21 protein-coding genes are annotated in these 18,858 nt (G+C 68.8%); 10 read left to right on the top strand and 11 right to left on the bottom strand.

All coding sequences use genetic code 11. From position 1 onward, the window contains the following. Nucleotides 1–464 precede the first annotated feature (464 nt). A complete protein-coding gene (locus FG323_RS04080; RefSeq protein WP_141453158.1) occupies nt 465–1,739 on the bottom strand; it encodes a TIGR03862 family flavoprotein in 1,275 nt (424 codons plus the stop codon). Between the two features lie 120 nt (nt 1,740–1,859). Between FG323_RS04080 and FG323_RS04075 the strand changes: the two genes are divergently transcribed. After that, entirely contained in the window at nt 1,860–3,464 is a 1,605-nt protein-coding gene (locus FG323_RS04075; protein WP_255470014.1) for a serine hydrolase, read from the top strand. Nucleotides 3,465–3,607: 143 nt separating this feature from the next. On the opposite strand, the gene FG323_RS04070 is transcribed toward FG323_RS04075, so the two are convergent. Continuing rightward, the gene (locus tag FG323_RS04070) at nt 3,608–4,039 is read right to left on the bottom strand and encodes an FKBP-type peptidyl-prolyl cis-trans isomerase (protein ID WP_141453156.1); all 432 of its coding nucleotides are present in this window, start codon (nt 4,037–4,039) and stop codon (nt 3,608–3,610) included. A gap of 162 nt (nt 4,040–4,201) precedes the next feature. Between FG323_RS04070 and FG323_RS04065 the strand changes: the two genes are divergently transcribed. Continuing rightward, a complete protein-coding gene (locus FG323_RS04065) occupies nt 4,202–4,567 on the top strand; it encodes a DUF6164 family protein (protein WP_141453155.1) in 366 nt (121 codons plus the stop codon). A 19-nt stretch (nt 4,568–4,586) separates the two neighbouring features. Here FG323_RS04065 and FG323_RS04060 read toward each other — a convergent pair whose 3' ends face one another. From FG323_RS04060 to FG323_RS04050, 3 genes are all read right to left on the bottom strand, one after another. Beyond that, a complete protein-coding gene (locus FG323_RS04060) occupies nt 4,587–5,138 on the bottom strand; it encodes an SRPBCC family protein (protein ID WP_141453154.1) in 552 nt (183 codons plus the stop codon). Nucleotides 5,139–5,203: 65 nt separating this feature from the next. After that, on the bottom strand, nt 5,204–5,641 hold the full coding sequence (locus FG323_RS04055; RefSeq protein ID WP_141453153.1) for an SRPBCC family protein: 438 nt from the start codon (nt 5,639–5,641) through the stop codon (nt 5,204–5,206). After that, entirely contained in the window at nt 5,638–6,021 is a 384-nt protein-coding gene (locus FG323_RS04050) for a metalloregulator ArsR/SmtB family transcription factor (RefSeq protein WP_141453152.1), read from the bottom strand. Before FG323_RS04050 ends, FG323_RS04055 begins: the two co-directional genes overlap by 4 nt. 101 nt (nt 6,022–6,122) lie before the next feature. Here FG323_RS04050 and FG323_RS04045 point away from each other — a divergent pair, with 101 nt between their 5' ends. The 4 genes from FG323_RS04045 (at nt 6,123) to FG323_RS04030 (ending at nt 10,343) form a co-directional block, all read left to right on the top strand. Continuing rightward, nucleotides 6,123–6,869: a sulfurtransferase gene (locus FG323_RS04045; RefSeq protein ID WP_141453151.1), complete on the top strand. Its 747-nt coding sequence runs from the start codon at nt 6,123–6,125 to the stop codon at nt 6,867–6,869. A 5-nt stretch (nt 6,870–6,874) separates the two neighbouring features. Continuing rightward, nucleotides 6,875–8,434, top strand: coding sequence for a YdiU family protein (locus FG323_RS04040; protein WP_141453150.1), 1,560 nt, complete (start codon nt 6,875–6,877; stop codon nt 8,432–8,434). Between the two features lie 58 nt (nt 8,435–8,492). Then, a complete protein-coding gene (locus FG323_RS04035) occupies nt 8,493–9,164 on the top strand; it encodes a glutathione S-transferase (protein ID WP_141453149.1) in 672 nt (223 codons plus the stop codon). 195 nt (nt 9,165–9,359) lie between these two features. Further along, on the top strand, nt 9,360–10,343 hold the full coding sequence (locus tag FG323_RS04030; RefSeq protein WP_141453148.1) for an LLM class flavin-dependent oxidoreductase: 984 nt from the start codon (nt 9,360–9,362) through the stop codon (nt 10,341–10,343). A gap of 136 nt (nt 10,344–10,479) precedes the next feature. On the opposite strand, the gene FG323_RS04025 is transcribed toward FG323_RS04030, so the two are convergent. Continuing rightward, on the bottom strand, nt 10,480–11,661 hold the full coding sequence (locus FG323_RS04025; protein WP_141453147.1) for an NAD(P)/FAD-dependent oxidoreductase: 1,182 nt from the start codon (nt 11,659–11,661) through the stop codon (nt 10,480–10,482). A 1-nt stretch (nt 11,662) separates the two neighbouring features. Then, entirely contained in the window at nt 11,663–12,220 is a 558-nt protein-coding gene (locus FG323_RS04020) for a YaeQ family protein (protein WP_141453270.1), read from the bottom strand. 314 nt (nt 12,221–12,534) lie between these two features. On the opposite strand from FG323_RS04020, the gene FG323_RS04015 reads away from it, so the two are divergent. After that, nucleotides 12,535–12,744 carry a cold-shock protein gene (locus tag FG323_RS04015; protein ID WP_079722614.1) on the top strand — a complete coding sequence of 70 codons (210 nt, stop codon included), beginning with the start codon at nt 12,535–12,537 and terminating at the stop codon, nt 12,742–12,744. Between the two features lie 80 nt (nt 12,745–12,824). Here FG323_RS04015 and dbpA read toward each other — a convergent pair whose 3' ends face one another. From dbpA to FG323_RS03995, 4 genes are read right to left on the bottom strand one after another with little or no spacing between them, the layout of a single operon-like run. Further along, nucleotides 12,825–14,204 (bottom strand): ATP-dependent RNA helicase DbpA, encoded by a 1,380-nt coding sequence (gene dbpA / locus FG323_RS04010; RefSeq protein WP_141453146.1) that lies wholly within the window; start codon nt 14,202–14,204, stop codon nt 12,825–12,827. Between the two features lie 29 nt (nt 14,205–14,233). Next, nucleotides 14,234–14,680: a barstar family protein gene (locus FG323_RS04005; protein WP_141453145.1), complete on the bottom strand. Its 447-nt coding sequence runs from the start codon at nt 14,678–14,680 to the stop codon at nt 14,234–14,236. Further along, nucleotides 14,677–15,261, bottom strand: coding sequence for a ribonuclease domain-containing protein (locus FG323_RS04000; protein ID WP_255470012.1), 585 nt, complete (start codon nt 15,259–15,261; stop codon nt 14,677–14,679). The genes FG323_RS04005 and FG323_RS04000 overlap by 4 nt, the downstream gene beginning before the upstream one ends. 5 nt (nt 15,262–15,266) lie before the next feature. Then, nucleotides 15,267–16,286 carry a YbaY family lipoprotein gene (locus FG323_RS03995; protein WP_141453144.1) on the bottom strand — a complete coding sequence of 340 codons (1,020 nt, stop codon included), beginning with the start codon at nt 16,284–16,286 and terminating at the stop codon, nt 15,267–15,269. A 123-nt stretch (nt 16,287–16,409) separates the two neighbouring features. On the opposite strand from FG323_RS03995, the gene FG323_RS03990 reads away from it, so the two are divergent. From FG323_RS03990 to FG323_RS03980, 3 genes are all read left to right on the top strand, one after another. Continuing rightward, the gene (locus tag FG323_RS03990) at nt 16,410–17,009 is read left to right on the top strand and encodes a YdeI/OmpD-associated family protein (protein WP_141453143.1); all 600 of its coding nucleotides are present in this window, start codon (nt 16,410–16,412) and stop codon (nt 17,007–17,009) included. 134 nt (nt 17,010–17,143) lie between these two features. Beyond that, a complete protein-coding gene (locus tag FG323_RS03985) occupies nt 17,144–18,025 on the top strand; it encodes a ZIP family metal transporter (RefSeq protein WP_141453142.1) in 882 nt (293 codons plus the stop codon). A gap of 58 nt (nt 18,026–18,083) precedes the next feature. Next, a complete protein-coding gene (locus FG323_RS03980; RefSeq protein ID WP_141453141.1) occupies nt 18,084–18,836 on the top strand; it encodes a glutathione S-transferase family protein in 753 nt (250 codons plus the stop codon). Nucleotides 18,837–18,858: the final 22 nt, after the last annotated feature.

Here is an 18,858-nt window from a genome sequence, read left to right as displayed (position 1 = left end):
AAGGGCATGAGTTCATGCCGAAGCGATCACACGAACTGTGAACGGAAGCTGCGCTGTCATCGCAATGACGCGAAACGCTAACCGAAATTCAACGCTTCGGTTTGTATCTTACGCGCACGCCCCGCTATCGCTGCGCACAGGTTCTCTCCAGCCTGTCGCAGCCATCGCGGGCGACCAGACAAGGCGACGATGCGTTTTGTGCAGGCTGAAAATCCAGTCCACGGAAACGAAGTTCGTAACCTGAAAGCGTGTGGTGTGGAAGACCCGCCATCCATGTCCTGTCCTTGTGGCAGGCATGGATGGCGGTGATCTGATCCAGATTGAATCATCAGGTTGACCCGCTCCGGGCAGAACAACCCGGACCGCATCGCGACGAAGCCATCATCGCCGCGCCGCGGTCGAAAAATCCGGCCCGATTCCTCTTTCGTTTTTTAGCCACGCGTCGCCGGAGCCGGCGGCGTGCTTCAACGCGATCCGGACTCGCGTTCCTTCAACCAGGACAGGACACCCTCGGCGGCACGCAGGCCGCTGGCGAAACAGGCGGTGAGCAGATAGCCGCCGGTGGGTGCCTCCCAGTCCAGCATTTCGCCCGCGGCGAACACGCCGGGCAGGGCGGTGATCATCAGGTCGCGATCCAGCGCTTCCAGGCGGATGCCGCCGGCGCTGCTGATCGCCTCGTCGATGGGGCGCGCACGCAGCAGGCGCAGCGGCAGCCGCTTGAGCATACGCGCCAGGCGCTCCGGATCCTGCATGGCCCGCCGGTCCATCACCTCGTACAGCAGCGCCGCGCGGACCCCGGACACGCCGGCCTCGCGCCGCAGGTGTTCGCTCAGGCTGCGGGTGCCGCGTGGCTTGGCCAGCGCGCGGCGCAAGGCGGGTTCGTCGCGGCCGGGAACCAGGTCCAGGTACAGGGTCGTTTCGCCGTCGCGGGCGATGGCGTCGCGCAGCGTGCCCGACAACGCATAGATCAGGCTGCCTTCGATGCCGGTGGCGGTCACCACGCACTCGCCCTGCTGCGCGTGCCACTGACCGTCGGCGTCCTGCCAGTGCGCGATGACCGGTTTGAGGGGGGAGCCGGCGAAGCGGCCGGACAGATGTTCGCTCCAACCGATGTCGAAGCCGCAGTTGGCCGGCTGCAGCGGCGCGACGTCGACGCCGCGCGTGGCCAGCAGCGGCACCCAGCCACCGTCGGAACCCAGTTCCGGCCAACTGCCGCCGCCGAGCGCGAGCAGGACGGCGTCGAAGTGGGCGATGGCCTCGCCGGCCGGATGGAGAAAGCGCAGGGCGCCGTCGTCGTTCCAGCCGGTCCAGCGGTGCTGCACGTGGAAGCGCACGCCCTGGTCGCGCAGCCGCCGCACCCAGCCGCGCAGCAATGGCGCAGCCTTGAGATCGCGCGGAAACACCCGCCCGGAACTGCCGACGAAGGTGTCCACGCCCAGTCCGGCGGCCCAGGCGCGCAGGGCATCGGCGTCGAAACCGCGCAGCCAGTCGGCTACCGCTTCCTGGCGGGCGCCATAGCGGGAGACGAACACGGGAAAGGGATCGGAGTGGGTCAGGTTCAGTCCGCCCTTGCCGGCGATCAGGAACTTGCGGCCGACCGAGCCCTTGGCGTCATAAAGATCGACCTCCAGGCCGGCCGCGCGCAGGCGCTCGGCGGCGAACAGGCCGGCCGGACCGCCGCCGATGATGGCGACACGGGCGGCGGGAATGGGGGCAGGGGAGCTGGAAGCCGCGGACATCGCGCCATTATGCCAAGCCCGCCGTGCCGGCCGGCGCCCACGATGACCATCGGCAGGGGGACGCCGGTGCCCGCCTGACGTATCGTTGGCGGTCGTCTTCGTTCTCCAAGGGGCTCAATGATGCGGATTCCGCTGATCGCCGGGCAGGCCGGCGCGCTGGTGCTGTCGTTCGGACTGTGGAGCGGCGCGCATGCGCAGGAGACCGCCGCGCCGGCGCAGTTGCAGGATTTCGACGCCTATGTCGAATCGGTGCGCAAGCAGTTCGACGTGCCCGGCATCGCCGTGGCGATCATCCAGGACGGCAAGGTGGTGCTGGAGCGCGGCTACGGCGTGCGCGAAATCGGCAAGCCGGAGAAGGTGGACGAACACACCCTGTTCGCCATCGCCTCCAACACCAAGGCCTTCACCGCCGCCTCGCTGGAGATGCTGGCCGAGGAGGGCAAGCTGGACATGGACGACCGGGTGATCGATCACCTGCCGTGGTTCCGCATGTCCGACGCCTACGTCACCCGCGAGATGCGCATCCGCGATCTGCTGGCCCATCGCAGCGGCCTGGGCCTGGGCGCCGGCGATCTGCTGTTCTGGCCGACCACCCGCTACACCAACCGCGAAGTGGCCGAGCGCCTCAAGGATGTCCCGCTGACCGGCGGTTTCCGCGCCCAGTACGCCTACGACAACATCCTGTTCGGCGTGGCCCAGCTGGTGATCGAACAGGTCAGCGGCATGAGCTACGAGCAGTTCCTGCGCACCCGCGTGTTCCAGCCCCTGGGCATGGAGCAGACCCGTTTCAACAGCGATGCGCTCAAGCCCGGCGACAACGTCGCCACCGGCCACGCCAAGGCCGACTTCAAGGACCTGAAGCCCGCGCCGCGGATGACCTGGTCGAACGTGGCCGGTGCCGGCGGCATCTATTCCAGCGTGCACGACATGACCCGATGGATGGGCATGCAGTTGGCCGGCGGTACCTATACCGACAAGGACGGTCGCCAGCAGCAGTTGTTCACGCCCAGGCGGCAGCGCGACATGTGGTCGATGATCACCCCGATTCCGGTGTCCGAACCGAAGATCGAGATCCTCAAGCTGGCCAAGCCCAACTACCTCGGCTATGGCGAGGGCTGGATGCTGTCGGACTACCGCGGCCAGAAGCTGGTCTGGCACACCGGCGGCTGGCCGGGCATGGTCTCGCGGGTGACCCTGGTGCCGGATCGCAAGATCGGCGTGGTCGTGCTGACCAGCCAGGAAGTCGGCGCCGCCTTCAATGCGGTGACCATGCGCGCGCTCGACGCGATGCTGGACGCGCCGAAGACCGACTGGTTGGCAGGCTATGCCGAGGCGGTGGCCAAGTCGCAGGAGAACGCCGACGAGAGCTGGCAGAAGCATGTGGCCGCGCGCGATGCCAAGTCTGGCCCGTCGCTGCCGCTGGCGAAGTACGCCGGCACCCTGCGCGATCCCTGGTACGGCGACGTCGTGGTTTCGCAGGAAGGCGGCAAGCTGGTGTTGCGCTTCAGCAAGACCGCCGAGCTGGTGGGCGATCTGAGCCATTGGCAGCACGACACCTTCATCGTGCGCTGGCGCGAGCGCTGGCTCAATGCCGACGCCTTCCTCAACTTCGCGCTCACCCCCGACGGTGAAATCCGCGAGGCGCGGATGGAGGCCATTTCGCCACTGACCGACTTCAGCTTCGATTTCCACGACCTGCGCCTGGCGCCGGTGAAGCAGAAGTAGGGCGGGTTTCTCTATATGCACCCTGTAGGAGCGACGTCAGTCGCGACCATGTAGTCAACCCGGCAGAGCCCCTTGAGTGAGATTGCCGGGTGCGAGAGTCCGGTCGCGACTGACGTCGCTCCTACAGGGGTGTGGGTGCCGGATCAGTGCGGCTTGACGTCCAGCAGCTCGACTTCGAACACCAGCGAGGCGTTGGGCGGAATCACGCCGCCGGCGCCATCGCGGCCGTAGGCCAGATCGGAAGGAATCAGCAGCACGCGCTTGCCGCCGACCTTCATGCCGGCCACGCCGTCGTCCCAGCCGCGGATGACGCGGCCCGCGCCGAGCAGGAAGGTGAACGGCTCGGCGCGATCCACCGAACTGTCGAACTTCTCGCCACGCTGGTTGGGCACCCGCTTGTCATAGAGCCAGCCGGTGTAATGCACGGTGACGTCCGAGCCCTTGACCGCAACGGCACCGGTACCGACGCGCTCGTCGATGCGCTGCAGTTCGGCCACGCTGCCGCCCGGCGGCGGACCCGGATCGGTGCAGCCGGAAAGCAGCAGGAGGGCGAACGGCAGCAGGAAACGGCGCATGGAAGGATCCGATGGAAAGAGGTGCGCCGAGGTTACCCGATCAGCGACCGCGGTCCAGTGCGTCCGCGCCCGCCAAACTGGCGATGCGGCGCATGGCGCGGCGTCCAGCCGTTCTTGCAGTAGCATGTCCGTCTCTTTCTGCAGGAATCCGGGCATCGCCCGATGTCGAAACGTCTGTTCTATCTGCGCGGCGTGCCGGACGACGAAGCCGGCGAGATCCGCGAACTGCTGGATCGCGAGGGCCTGGCCTGGTACGAAACGCCGCCCAGTCCGTGGGGCATCTCGCACGGCGCGCTATGGCTGTCCGATGCGGCCGACTACGGGCGCGCCAAGGCGTTGCTGGACGACTACCAGCGGCAACGCGGCGAGCAGGCGCGCAGCGAACATGCGCGGGCGAAGCGCGAGGGCAATGCGCAGACGTTCGCGCAACTGCTGCGCGAACGCCCGGCCTTCGTGCTGATCACGCTGGGCGCGATCCTCTTCATCGTCGTGCTGACCCTGGCCTTGCCCTGGCTGCTGCTGCGCTGACGCGCGTCGCGTCCGTTGCTCAGCCGCGCGCGGCGGCCGGCAGGCGACGGTCGTATTCGGCTTCCAGGCCGTCGTGTACACGCCAGAAATTGGGCGGTTCGCGGCCTTCCAGGCGATCGAGCAGGATCCCCAGGTGGGCGTGCCAGCCACCGGCGACGCTGACCATCTCGTCGCGATCGCGCAGCCTGCTGTGGGTGACGGTGAGCAGCACGCGTCCGTCCTGCGGCAACAGTTCGAACAGCACCTCCGAGGTGCTGCCGTCGCCTTCGCCCCAGGTATAGCCAAGCCGGCGCGGCGGCTCGCACACGGTGACGCGGCCGTCCATGCCGACGCCGTCGGCCATGTCCTGGTACTTGGCCGGCGGGGATCCGGGTTCCCGTGACAGGCTGGCGTGGTGGAAGAACAGATGGACCTTGCCGCCCACCCGCAGCTCCATGTCGCCGCGCGCCATCCATTCGCCACGCTTGTCCGATTCGGTCAGGTAGGCCCAGACCCGTTCGATCGGGCCGGGCAGGGAGCGCTGGATCCGCAGGGCGTCCGTCGCGACGGGTTGGCCGTAGTCTTGGTTCATCGTGGCATCTCCTTGGGAAATCCGGAGGGTCGCCGCGGATGGCGTTCCGGATCGGGTTCGGGAAATCAGAACAGGCGTTGCAGGGCGTCGAGCATGGTGCTCCAGCCTTGCCGGGTACGCGGCGCGTAGTCGGCCCAGCGCGCGGGCAGGGTGTGGGTCAGGGTCAGCATGCAGCCTTCGGGCGTGTCGGCGATGTCGATGGCGACCGTACTGGCGTCTTCGTCGGACTCGCCGCGGATCGCCCAGGTGAACACCAGCCGGCGCGGGCGCTCGATGCGCTGATAAGTGCCGACATGATCGATGGTCTGGCCCTGGCGCTCGACCAGGAACGAAAAACCGCCGCCGACGCGTGGTTCGGTCCGCAGGTGCAGCACCTTTTCCGCGCGCACGTCGGGACCGAACATCCAGCGGCCGAGCCAGGCGGGATCCAGCCAGGCATCGAAGACCTGTTCGGCGCGGGCGCGGAACGGGCGCGTCACCTGTACCTCGATGGTGTCGTTCATGGCGTCTTCCTGCGGCGTGGTGCCCGCGAGGCAGCGGGCGGCGAGGGTGTGGCGGGCGGTTCGCCCAGCGCTTCCGCCAGTGCATCCAGGCGCTGGCTCCAGAACTGTTCGTAGTAGCGGATCCATGCCTGACCGGCGGCGAGCGCTTCGGGCTGGAGCCGGCACAGGTGGGTGCGTCCCTGCACGGTGCGGGTGACCAGGCCGGCGCGTTCCAGCACCTTGATGTGCTTGGAGGCGGCGGCCAGCGAGATCTGGAACGGCGCGGCGAGTTCACCCACGCTGCGAGCCTGGCCGCCCAGGCTGCGCAGCATGCGCCGCCGGGTGTGGTCGGACAGGGCGTGGAACAGGCTGTCGAGCTGTGCGGGAGAATATTCAACCATGAGGTTGATGATTATCCTTGCCCGGCATCATTGTCAACCATTTGGTTGAATATTGGCGACGACAGTCGGGGCCGCTGACGCCGCCTGGGTAAAATGCGCGGATGATCGTCAATATCGCCGCCTACCACTTCGCCCCCATCGACGTCCCCGATGCCCTGGCCGATACGCTGCGCACGCGCGGCGAGGCGCTGGCACTGCGCGGCACCGTGCTGGTGGCCGCGGAGGGCATCAACCTGTTCCTGGCCGGCGGCGGCGAGGCCATCGAGGGGTTCCTGGCACCGCTGCGCGCCGATCCGCGTTTCACCGGCCTGCGGGTCAAGTACAGCCACAGCGCGGCGTCGCCGTTCGCCCGCCTGAAGGTGAAGGTGAAGCCGGAAATCATCAGCTTCCGTCGCGATGACGCCTCGCCGCTGGAGGGCGGCCGCGCGCCAGCCGTGGCGCCGGCAACACTGCTGCGTTGGCTGCAACAAGGCGGCAGGGACGACCAAGGGCGGCGGGTGGTCCTGCTGGATACCCGCAACGCGCAGGAGTTCGCCCACGGCACCTTCGCCGGCGCGCTGACCCTGCCGATCACCCGGTTCACCGAATTGCCTGAAGCGCTGGCGCCGCACCGCGAAGTGCTGAAGGACGCGACCGTGGTCAGTTTCTGCACCGGCGGCATCCGCTGCGAGAAGGCCGCGCTGTGGATGCGCGCCGATGGCATGGACAACGTGCTGCAACTGGATGGCGGCATCCTCGGCTACTTCGAGGAAGTCGGCGGACACGGTTACGACGGCGGCTGTTTCGTGTTCGACGAGCGGGTGGCGCTGGATCCGGAACTGAAGCCGCTGGCCGCCGGAATGGCGTGAACGCCATGCGGTCGATTCGCTACGACAACGCTTTCGTGCGCGACCTTCCCGGCGATCCGGAGCAGGGATCGCGCCGGCGCGAAGTGCTGGGTGCGGCGTGGTCGTCGGTCATGCCGACGCCGGTGGTCGCGCCGCGGCTGATCGCCTGGTCGCGCGAAATGGCGCAGGTGCTGGGTTTCACTGATGCGGATCTGGCCGTTCCGATGTTCGCGCAGGTGTTCGGCGGCAACGCGATCCTGCCGGGCATGCAGCCGTTCGCGGCCAACTACGGTGGCCACCAGTTCGGCGCATGGGCCGGCCAGCTGGGTGATGGCCGCGCCATCACCCTGGGCGAGACCGTGGATGCGCAGGGGCGGCGCTGGGAACTGCAGCTGAAGGGCGCCGGCCCGACCCCGTATTCGCGCACCGCCGACGGCCGCGCGGTGCTGCGTTCGTCGATCCGCGAGTTCCTGTGCAGCGAGGCGATGCATCACCTGGGCGTTCCCACCACCCGCGCGCTCAGCCTGGTGGCGACCGGCGAGGCGGTGGTACGCGACATGTTCTACGACGGCCATCCGAAAGCCGAGCCCGGCGCGATCGTTTGCCGGGTGGCGCCTTCGTTCCTGCGCTTCGGCCATTTCGAGCTGCCGGCCTCGCGCGATGACGTGCCGCTGCTGCGGCAACTGGCCGATTTCTGCATCCGCCGCGATTTTCCGGAACTGACGGGCGAGGGCGAGGCGCTGTACGGAGACTGGTTCGCCGCCATCTGCGAACGCACCGCGCGGTTGATGGGCGAATGGATGCGGGTCGGCTTCGTGCACGGGGTGATGAACACCGACAACCTGTCGGTGCTGGGCCTGACCATCGACTACGGTCCGTACGGCTGGATCGACAACTACGATCCGGACTGGACCCCGAATACCACCGATGCGGCCGGCGGCCGCTACCGCTTCGGCTGGCAGCCGAAGGTGGCCTACTGGAACCTGACCCGGCTGGCGCACGCGCTGTCGCCGTTGTTCGGCTCGGTCGAGCCCTTGCAGGACGGCCTGCAACGCTACGCGGATGCCTATGCCGCCGCCGATCGCGGCAACACCGCGCGCAAACTGGGGCTGGACGCGCATCGCGACGGCGACACCGAGCGCATGCGCCGACTGCACGAACTGTTGTGGACGGGCGAGGTCGACATGACCCTGTTCTTCCGTGCGCTGAATGATGCCGATCTCGCCGCGCCCGATCTCGCCCATTTCGACGCCGCGTTCTACGACGCCGCCAAGCGCGAGGCCATCGGCGCGGATCTGCTGGACTGGTTGCGCGGACTGGGCGAACGGGTGGCGGCCGATGGCCTGGATCCGGCGCTGCGGCGGGAGCGGATGCGCCTGGCCAATCCGCGCTATGTGCTGCGCAACTACCTGGCCCAGCAGGCCATCGACCGCGCCGAGGCCGGCGATGAAGCCGGCATCGCCGAATTGCTGGACGTGATGCGGCGGCCCTACGACGACCAGCCCGGCCGCGAGAGCTTCGCCCTGCGCCGCCCGGACTGGGCGCGAGAACGCGCGGGTTGTTCGATGCTGTCCTGCAGTTCCTGACGGTCACCCGGAATGCGGCGGGCCGTACTAGGATGCGGCTTCCCCGCGGAGGCCGCCGATGATCACCGTCCACCATCTCAATAATTCCCGTTCCCAGCGCGTGTTGTGGCTGCTGGAGGAACTGGGCCTGGACTACACCGTGGTCCGCTACCAGCGCGATCCGCAGACCCTGCTGGCGCCGTCCTCGCTGCGCGCGGTGCATCCGCTGGGCAAGTCGCCGGTGCTGGTGGACGGCGGCCACACCCTGGCCGAATCGGGCGCGGTGCTGGAATACCTGGTCGAGCGCTATGACGCCGCGCGTGCGTTCGCGCCGTCGCCGGGCACGGCCGAACACCTGCGCTACCGCTACTGGCTGCATTACGCGGAAGGCTCGGCGATGCCGCCGATGCTGCTGAGCCTGGTGTTCTCGCGGCTGAAGAAGGCGCCGATGCCGTTCTTCGCGCGGCCGATCGCGCGCTCGATCGCGGACAAGGCATTGCAGGGTTTCGTATCCCCGCAGGTCCGGCTGCACCTGGACTACATGGAAGCCGAACTGGGCAAGGCGCGCTGGTTCGCCGGCGAGGACTTCAGCGCCGCCGACATCCAGATGAGCTTCCCGGTGGAAGCCGCCGCCGCGCGCGCGGGATTGGAGAACCATCCGAAACTGGCCGATTTCCTGGCGCGCATCCATGCGCGGCCGGCGTACCAGCGGGCGCTGGAGCAGGGCGGTCCGTTCGATTTGTTGAGCTGATCTTCCACCGCCTTGTGGAACAGCCTTTGTGGGAGCGACGTCAGTCGCGAAGGAATACCGGTCAAGCTTCATCGCGACTTACGTCGCTCCCACAAGAACGGGAAAGGTGTCCACGGGATTCACTATCCCGAATGCCGGGCTGGAAAGCCGGGCGCGCTGTCCCCACGACGCAGGCATCGCCTGCCAGGAGTTGCCATGATTCCCTATTCGTTGCTCGATCTCGCGCCCGTCTGCGAAGGCAGCGACATTTCCCGCGCCTTCGCCAACATGCGCGATCTGGCGCAACACGCCGAGGCCTGGGGCTACCAGCGCTACTGGCTGGCCGAGCACCACAACATGCCCGGCATCGCCAGCGCCGCCACCGCGGTGCTGATCGGGAATGTCGCGGGCGCGACTTCGCGCATCCGGGTCGGGGCGGGCGGGGTGATGCTGCCCAACCATTCGCCGCTGCAGGTGGCCGAACAATTCGGCACCCTGGCGTCGCTGTATCCGGATCGCATCGACCTCGGCCTGGGCCGCGCGCCGGGCACCGACCAGCCGACCGCGCGCGCACTGCGACGTTACTTCGACAACGCCGAGCAGTTCCCGCAGGACGTCAACGAACTGCTGCATTACTTCGAACCCGCGCAGCCGGAGCAAGCGGTGCGCGCGGTGCCGGGCGCCGGCATCGAAGTACCGGTGTGGCTGCTCGGTTCCAGCCTGTTCAGTGCGCAACTGGCGGCGGCGCTGGGCCTGCCGTTCGCGTTCGCCTCGCACTTCGCGCCGGATGCGATGGATCAGGCGCTGATGGTCTACCACCGCAACTTCCGGCCATCCGCGCGCCTGGCCCAGCCCCACGCGATGCTGGCGTTGAACGTGGTGGTGGCGGAAACCGATGAAGAGGCGAAGTACCTGTTCACCACCCAGCAGCAGGCCTTCGTCAACCTGCGCCGCGGCAAGCCGGGGCTGGTACCGCCGCCGATCGAGGACATCGAGGCGTTCTGGCAGCCGCACGAAAAGCTCGGCGTGGCGCAGGCGCTGGCCTGTTCGGTGATCGGCAGCGTGGATACCGTTCGCGAAGGCATCCGCGCCTTCATCGATCGCCATCGCCCGGACGAAATCATGCTCACCGCCAACATCTTCGACCACGGCAAACGCCTGCGCTCGTTCGAACTCGCCGCCCAGGCCATGCGCCCGTAGCGCGGAGCCTGCTCCGCTGCCGTTGGAGCCTTCGCGCGCCGTCCAGACATCCCGCAGCCGAGCAAGCTCGGCTCTACACCTCCCCCTTCGAAGAAGGGGGACCGAGGGGGATTTGCTTCTGGCTTGCCGGAGGGCCCTAAACCGCCATCCCCGCCGCGTGCCCCGACGCCCAGGCCCACTGGAAGTTGTAGCCACCCAGCCAGCCGGTGACATCGACCACCTCGCCGATGAAGAACAGGCCCGGCACAAGCCGCGACATCATCGTGCTGGACGACAGCCCGTCGGTATCCACGCCGCCCAGGGTGACCTCGGCGGTGCGATAGCCCTCGGTGCCGCTGGCGACCAACGGCCAGGACGCCAGCACGCCGGCCAGCTCGCGCAATTGCGGTTCGTTGAACTGGCGCATCGGCCGGTTCGGCAGCCACACCTCGCACAGGCGCTGGGCGAACCGGCGCGGCAGGGCGTCGGACAATACCGTCTTCAGCTCCGCCGCCGGGCGCTGCGCCTGCTGTTCCTTCAGCCACGCCAGCGCGTCCTGTCCCGGCAGCAGATCCAGCCGCAGGTCGTCGCCGGGCTGCCAGTACGAGGAGATCTGCAGGATCGCCGGGCCGCTCACGCCGCGGTGGGTGACCAGCATGAAGTTGCGGAACGCCTGCTTGCCGCAGCGCGCTTCCACCGGCACCGCGACGCCGCTGAGGTCGTGCAGGCGTTCCTGGTGCTTGCCGCTGAGGGTCAGCGGCACCAGCCCGGCGCGGGTCGGCAGCACCGCGTGGCCGAACTGGCGCGCCAGTTCATAGCCGAAACCGGTGGCGCCCATGCTCGGGATCGACAGCCCGCCGGTGGCGACCACCAGCGACGGCGCGGCGAACACGCCGTGCGAGGTGGCGATGCGGAAACCGCCGTCCACCGCCTGCACCCGCTCGACGCTGCACTGGGTCTCGATGCGCACGTGCGCGGCCTGGCATTCGTCCAGCAGCATCTTCACGACGAGCTTGGAAGAGACGTCGCAGAACAGCTGGCCCAGTTCCTTCTCGTGGTAGGCAATGCGGTGGCGCTCGACCAGCTCGATGAAGTCGGCCGGCGTGTAGCGGGCCAGCGCCGATTTGCAGAAATGCGGATTGGTGGACAGGTAATTGGCCGGGCCGGCGCCGGTGTTGGTGAAATTGCAGCGGCCGCCGCCGGACATCAGGATTTTCTTGCCGACCTTGTTGGCGTGTTCGATCACCAGTGCCCGCAGGCCGCGCTGGCCGGCGGTCAGCGCGCACATCAGGCCGGCGGCGCCGGCGCCGACGATGATCACGTCATGGGTCGGCGCCATGTCAGGCCGGGGCGGTTTCCGCACGCTGGCGATGGGTGGGGATTACCGTGACCGTGCGGGCATCGTCGATCAGCTGCACTTCGCCGTCCTGGATCATCACGCTCAGGCGCATGCCGCGGGCGAACAGCGAAGTCAGCGCGTCCACGTCGGCGGCGGACAGGTCCAGCACGGTCAGGTTGCGCAGGCGTGCCAGCCCGGAGGCGTTCCTTTCCCACCACAGATCCGCTGCGCGGCCGCCGTAATTGACCACCACCACGTCACGCGCGCGTCCGCAGGCCCGGCGGATGCGCGATTCGTCCGGCTGGCCCAGGTCGATCCACAGCTCGACGTCGCCGGTATAGTCGCGGCGCCACAGGTCCGGGTCCTCCTCGGTGCTCAGGCCGCGGCCGAATTCCAGCCGCTCGTCGGCGAACAGGGCGAACGCCAGCACCCGCACCATCAGCCGGGTATCGGTCTCGGAGGGGTGCTGGGCCAGGGTCAGGGGGTAGGAGGCGTAGTGGTGCCGGTCCATATCACTGATCTGGAGGTCGGCTTTGACGACGGTGGCCTTGAGCGCCATGGCGGGTCGGGAGGGGGCGGAAAGGGGCGCCATGATACGGGTCCGGCGGCCGGATCCGGCCCCGGAAGCCGTTGAAACCGCCGAAACTGAAGAAAAAGGACCTCCAGGCGTCGGAAACCTGTCGCTTTTGGTCCGCAGGCCCGGTAGAGTGCGCGAACTGTGCTTGCCAGGGTCACCGTGAATCGTGAGCCTGATGCGGTAGATACATCTGCTACATCTTCCCGCTTTACCAACGCCTGCAAACTCAGTCTCGGTCCGGAACGTTCCGGCGCCGCGATTTTTCAACCCAAACCATGTTTCAGGAGTTAGTAAAGATGTCTGAGCGTCAGACCGGAACCGTCAAGTGGTTCAACGATGCCAAGGGCTTCGGCTTCATCACCCCGCAGAGCGGCCCGGACCTGTTCGTGCACTTCCGCGCGATCCAGGGCACCGGCTTCAAGTCGCTGAAGGAAGGCCAGGCGGTCACCTTCGTGGCGGTGCAGGGCCAGAAGGGCATGCAGGCCGACCAGGTGCAGCCGCTGTAATCCAGCGCTGACCTTCGCGTCGCAAATGAAAACGCCGGGGCTTGCCCCGGCGTTTTTCTTTTCCGGGCCTGGGCCCGGGTTCAGATCCGGCGCACCCGGAAGCTGCGGCCCTTGATCCGGCCGGCGTTGAGCCGGGCCAGCGCCTGCGCGGCCTTGCCCCGTTCGACCGCCACGTAGGAACGGGTGGCGAAGATGGCGATTTTGCCGATGGACGCGGCCGGCAGGCCGGCGTCGCCGGTCAGCGCGCCGAGGATGTCGCCCGGGCGCAGCTTGTCGGTCTTGCCGGCATCGATGCGCAGCGTGCCCATCGCGGCGGCCGGGGCGCTGCCGGCACGCGGCGCGGGCGGCAGCGCGCGGTCCCAGCGCAGCGGTTGGCCCAGCCGCTCCTCGATGGCCGCCGTGCGCGGCCGCTCGCGCGGGGTGGTCAGGCTGATGGCCAGGCCGTCGCGGCCGGCGCGGCCGGTCCGGCCGATGCGGTGGATGTAGGTATCCACGTCGCTGGGCAGGTCGTAGTTGATCACCGCCGCCAGGTCGTCGATGTCCAGCCCGCGGGCGGCGACGTCGCTGGCGACCAGCACGTTGCAGCTGCGGTTGGCGAAGCGCACCAGCACTTCCTCGCGGTCACGCTGCTCCATCTCGCCGTGCAGGGCCAGCGCGGAGAAACCGAAATGCTGCAGCGAGACCGCAACCTCGTCGGTGTCCTTGCGGGTATTGCAGAACACCACCGCCGATTCCGGCCGCTCGGCCGCCAGCAGGCCGGCCAGGGCGATCTGCTTCCGCGCCGGCTCGACCTCGATGAAACGCTGCTCGATGCCGGTACGGGCGTCCTCCGGCGCGGCCACGGTGACTTCCAGCGGGTCGCGCAGGCTGGTGCGCGCCATCGTCCGGATGGCCTCGGGGAAGGTCGCCGAGAACAGCAGGCTCTGCCGATCGGGCGGGGTCCGGCCGATGATTTCGCGGATCGGCTCCTCGAAGCCCATGTCCAGCATCCGATCCGCCTCGTCCAGCACCAGCGTGCGGATGCCGCCCAGGTGCAGGATCTTCTTGCGCATCAGTTCCTGCACCCGCCCGGGGGTGCCGACCACCACGTGCGGGTCGTGCGCCTCCAGTGAGGCGATCTGCGGGCCGAGCGGCAGGCCGCCGCACAGCAGGGTGACCTTGAGGTTCGGAATGCCGATCGCCAGCTTGCGGATCTGCTGGGCGACCTGGTCGGCCAGTTCGCGGGTCGGGCACAGCACCAGCGCCTGCGCGCGGACCAGGGCGGGATCGAGGCGCTGCAGCAGGCCCAGGCCGAACGCGGCGGTCTTGCCGCTGCCGGTCGGGGCCTGCGCGATCACGTCGCGGCCAGCCAGGATGGCGGGCAGGCTCTCGGCCTGCACGGGGGTCAGGTGGGTATAGCCGAGGGCCTCGACGCCGGGGCGCAGGCCGTCGAGCAGGGGCAGGGTGCTGAATTCGCTCATGCGCCATGATCGCACGGCGCGCGGCCGGATCAGGACAACTGCGCGTCCATGTCCTCGAAATCTTCCTCGTCCAGCGCCAGGAAGGCCCAGAACGGCACCTCCTGCGCGGCCCAGAACTGCGCGGCCTCGTCCAGCACGTCCAGCAACGTGTCGAACACGCCCTCGTCGCGCTCGCGCAGCTCCGCGCCCTGGTCCAGCAGCAGCACGTAGCCCGGCGCCGGCAGCCAGGACAGATCGCGCAGGTTGTCGGACAGCGCGTCCCAGTTGCGGCCGGTGCTGTCCGGGAAATCCAGCTGGGTCGCCAGCCGCAGCATCAGCGAGGCCTTGTTCTCGCAGCCGGACAGGTCCACCCGGCGCACGCCCAGCCCGGCGTCGCGGCCGGCGGCGCCCAGGGAATCCAGATCCTCGCTGGTAACGAAGAACACGCCGGCCTGGCGCGCGTCGCCCAGGCCGAGGTCGAAACCGGAGTCGGTCATCGCTTCACCTGTGCGGGCACGTCGAAACGGCGGAAAGTCTCATAGTGGTCATCCGTGTAGTAGTACTCCACCGGCGGCTGGCCGCCGGTGACGATGCGCCGCGCGCCACGGTGATCCAGCCCCGGGGTGTCCACGGTGTATTCGCGATAGTAGCCGCGCTGGCGCGAGGGCAGCCTCCCCTCGCGATTGCCGAACACGCTGCCGTCCTGGCGGTTCGGGAACGGCCCGCCCCGCGCGATCAGCGCCAGGGTCCGGTGCGCCTCCGGCGGCAGAAACGCCGGCAGTCCGGCCTGGGCGTCGCCGGAGGCCGGCGCCGGGGACGCCGAAGGCGCCGGTGGTGGTGGTGCCGCCGGCGCGGTGGCGGCCGCGCCCACCCGGGTCGATTCGATCGGTGGCAGCGGCAGTTCGGCGCGCGCGCCCGGTCCGCCGGTATCGGTGGCGATCGATGGCGGTGCCTCGCCGACCGCATCGTGGCGCGCGCGCTGCTGCTGCCAGAACCAGCCGGCGACCAGGAGCAGCAGGACGGTGATGATGATGGCGGGCTTGCGGAACCCGGAACGATGGCGGGAACGGCGCGGCATGACGATCACTCCGCCAGGAAGCGGCCGCAGCCGCGATAGGTCTTGTCGCCCACCGTCAGTTCGGCGGTGGCGGGGAAGTCCTGTCCACTCATGTCGTCCTGGCAGGCCTTGCGCGTGGCGACCAGGGCGACGTCGACGCCATCGGCGGTGCGGCCACGGAATCCGTTCGCGATGGCATCGGTGGAGGCGACATCCAGCTTGCGTTCGCCGTAGTCCAGTTCCGCATGCAGCGACGGCGTTTTGCCGGCGCCCACTTCCACCAGCCAGCCCGGCTCGTTGCCGACCGCGCGGAAGGCGACGCCGCGCCCGCGCGCCGCATCCCACGGCGATGCCGTCTCGGTCTGGCTGCAATCCAGCTTGTCCTTGCCGGCCAGGGTCAGCATGCCTTCGCGGCCCTTGGTCCAGAACTCGTTGCCGGCGTTGTCGGCATAGCGCGCGCCGGAGGCGGACACCGCATGCGGCAGCACCAGCGGCTTGCCGTCAACATCCAGGGTGACGTTGTCGGCCGCGCCGTTGTCAAAGGTCGCGGCGATGCGCTGGTCGCCGCACTGCCACTGGGTCTTCAGCCGCGCGGCGGACGCCGATTCCGCACCCACCCGAATCATCGACAGGTTGGCCGGCTGGCCGCTGCCGGGCACCACGCTCGTGCGGGTGTCGGTGACGAACCAGAGCTTGCCGCCGGCATCGCGCAGGCTGGCATGCAGGCCGTAGCTGCCGTTGGGCCGCAGCTTGCCAGTGTCGTAGGGCAGTTCGAAGGCGAACGGCGGGCCCTTGGCATCCTTGATCTCGGCGCTGGCGATGATCGCCGTCGGCGTATCGGCCAACTGGTTGTCGATCAACTGCACGATCAGCACCGCGCCCGGCGGCGGCGCGATCCGTTCGCGATAGCTGGCCGCGCCGGTGATGGTGGCGGCCGCCGCAGGGGCCGTCGTGGCGGGCATGGCGGGAGCATCGCCGGCGGGCTTCGGCTGGCAGGCGACCAGGGCGAGCAGCAGGGCCGCGGGGAGCGCGAGACGGGAGACCATGTCCTGTTCCTTCCTTTGATGAAACCGACAGGATAGTCGCGCGAAGCTTCACCCTCCGTGACGGACGCGCGCGAGGCGGCACCCGGCGCGCTAGAGTGGCGGCACGTCCCACGGAGCGATCCCATGGCCCGGCACGATCCCCGCATCGACGCCTACATCGCCAGATCGGCCGAATTCGCGCAGCCGATCCTGGAGAAGCTGCGCGGAATCGTCCACGAGGCGTGCCCGCAGGTGGAGGAGACGATCAAGTGGGGCATGCCCACTTTCGTGTATGCCGGCGGCATCCTGTGCGGGATGGCGGCGTTCAAGCAGCACGCCTCGTTCGGTTTCTGGAAACATGCGCTGGTGGTCGGAGAAGGCGTGCCGCGTGACGGCATGGGCAGCTTCGGCAAGATGACCCGGCTGGCCGACATCCCGCCGAAGAAGCAACTGCTGCCGCAGATCCGCACGGCGATGAAGTTGAACGAGCAAGGCGTCAAGGCGGCGGGGCCGCGCAAGCAGGCGACGCCGCGTCCGGCGCCGCAACCGCCGGCGGATTTCCTCGCCGCGCTGAAGAAGCAACGCAAGGCGCTGTCCGCGTTCGAAGGCTTCAGCCCCAGCCAGCAGCGCGAATACGTGGAATGGGTGACCGAGGCCAAGCGCGAGGACACCCGCCAGCGCCGCATCGCCCAGTCGGTGGAATGGCTGGCCGAAGGCAAGCCGCGCAACTGGAAGTACATGTGAACACGCCATCGCCGGGGCGATAGGGCGCCTCGAACACCGCCATCGGCGCTTCCGAATGGCCGCGTGACCGCAGCGGCGCTAGTATCGGACGCATGCGGGGCGCGCGTGCGCGCCCGTTCCGGAGCCCGCCGACCATGAATCGCGTGCTGCAACCGCTGGCTTTCCGCCAGGCCAACGCCTGGCCGTACCTGGTCGCCACTGCGGCGATCGTGGCGGCGAGCCTGTGGACGTTGGCGGCGGCGCCCGCCGATGCGACGGGCGCGGCGGCCGGCTGGCGAGGCGGCGCCTTGTGCGCACTGGCCACCGCGCTGGGCGCGGTGCCGGTGCTGGTGGTGCGCGGCCTGCCGCAGCGGCTGGCCGACGGCCTGCTCGGTTTCGGTGCCGGGGTGATGCTGGCGGCAACGGCCTTTTCGCTGGTGCTGCCCGGACTGGAAGCGGCCGAACGCATCGGCTACGGACGCTGGGGCGCGGCGGCACTCATCAGCGGCGGCCTGCTGCTGGGCGCGCTGGCGTTGCTGGGACTGGACCGGGTGCTGGTGGACGAACCGGTCGAAGCGCATCCCGACACGCCGCTGGTGCCGGCGCGCGTGCTGGTGTTCGTGTTCGCGATCCTGCTGCACAACGTGCCCGAGGGCATGGCGGTGGGCGTCGCGGCGGGTGGCCACCTGCCGGGCGCGGCGGGGCTGGCGATGGGCATCGCCCTGCAGGACGTTCCGGAAGGACTGGTGGTGGCGCTGATCCTGGCCGGTGCCGGCATGGCGCGGGCCAAGGCGGTGTTCATCGGCGCGTTCTCGGGCGTGGTCGAACCGGCGGCGGCGGTGCTGAGCGCGTGGGCGGTGGGCATTTCCGCCGCGCTGCTGCCGTGGGGCCTGGCCTTCGCCGCCGGCGCGATGCTGACCGCGGTCGCGCACAGCGTCATTCCCGAATCCAACCGCCACGGACACGGCGGCTTCGCCACCCTGGGTCTGGCCATCGGCTTCTGCCTGATGATGGCGCTGGATACCGCGCTGGGCTGAGGCTTGCCCCGGCCCGCCGCAGCCCGCAGGCTCGCGGCACTTCCAATGGAGCCGGCGCATGCGCGAACCCGTGACGATCCTGGGCAACTACCTGTCGCCCTACGTGCGCAAGGTGCTGGTCTGCCTGCAACTGAAGGGCATCGACTACCGGATCGATCCATTCGCGCCCTTCATCGGCGACGAGACCTTCTCGCGATTGAGTCCGCTGCGGCGCATTCCGGTGTTGATCGATGGGAATTTCGTCCTCAACGATTCGACGGTCATTTGCGAATACCTGGAAGATCTGCAACCGACCCCGTCGCTGTATCCGGCTGCGCCGCGCGACCGCGCCCGCGCGCGCTGGCTGGAGGAATTCGCCGACTCGCGGCTGGGCGAGGTGATCATCTGGCGGATGTTCTACCAGTTGGGCGTCAAGCGTTACCTGTTCAACGAGACCCCGGACGAGGAGGTCGTGCGCAAGGCGCGCGAGGAGGAACTGCCGGAGGCACTGGATTACCTGGAAGCGCAGTTGCCGGCGCAGGGCTTCCTGTTCGGCGAGGTCGGCATGGCCGACATCGCCATCGCCGCATTCTTCCGCAATGCCGCGTTCGTGCGCTACCAGATCGACGCCGCGCGCTGGCCGCGCACGGCCGCCTTCGTCGAACGCACGCTGGCATTGCCGGCCTTCCGCGCGCTGGCCGGGTTCGAGGAAAAGACACTGCGCACGCCGGTCGCGCACCAGCGCGAAGTCCTGATCGAACTGGGCGCGCCGGTCACCGCGAACACGTTGGGCAACGTCGCCCCGCGCCGCGGGATCATGAAAGTCGAGTAGGGCGGGCCGCGGGTTCCTGGCA

This window comes from Pseudoxanthomonas sp. z9, from assembly GCF_006542425.1.
In the GTDB taxonomy this organism is placed as follows: domain Bacteria; phylum Pseudomonadota; class Gammaproteobacteria; order Xanthomonadales; family Xanthomonadaceae; genus Pseudoxanthomonas_A.
This window is presented reverse-complemented; position numbering and strand designations above follow the sequence as displayed.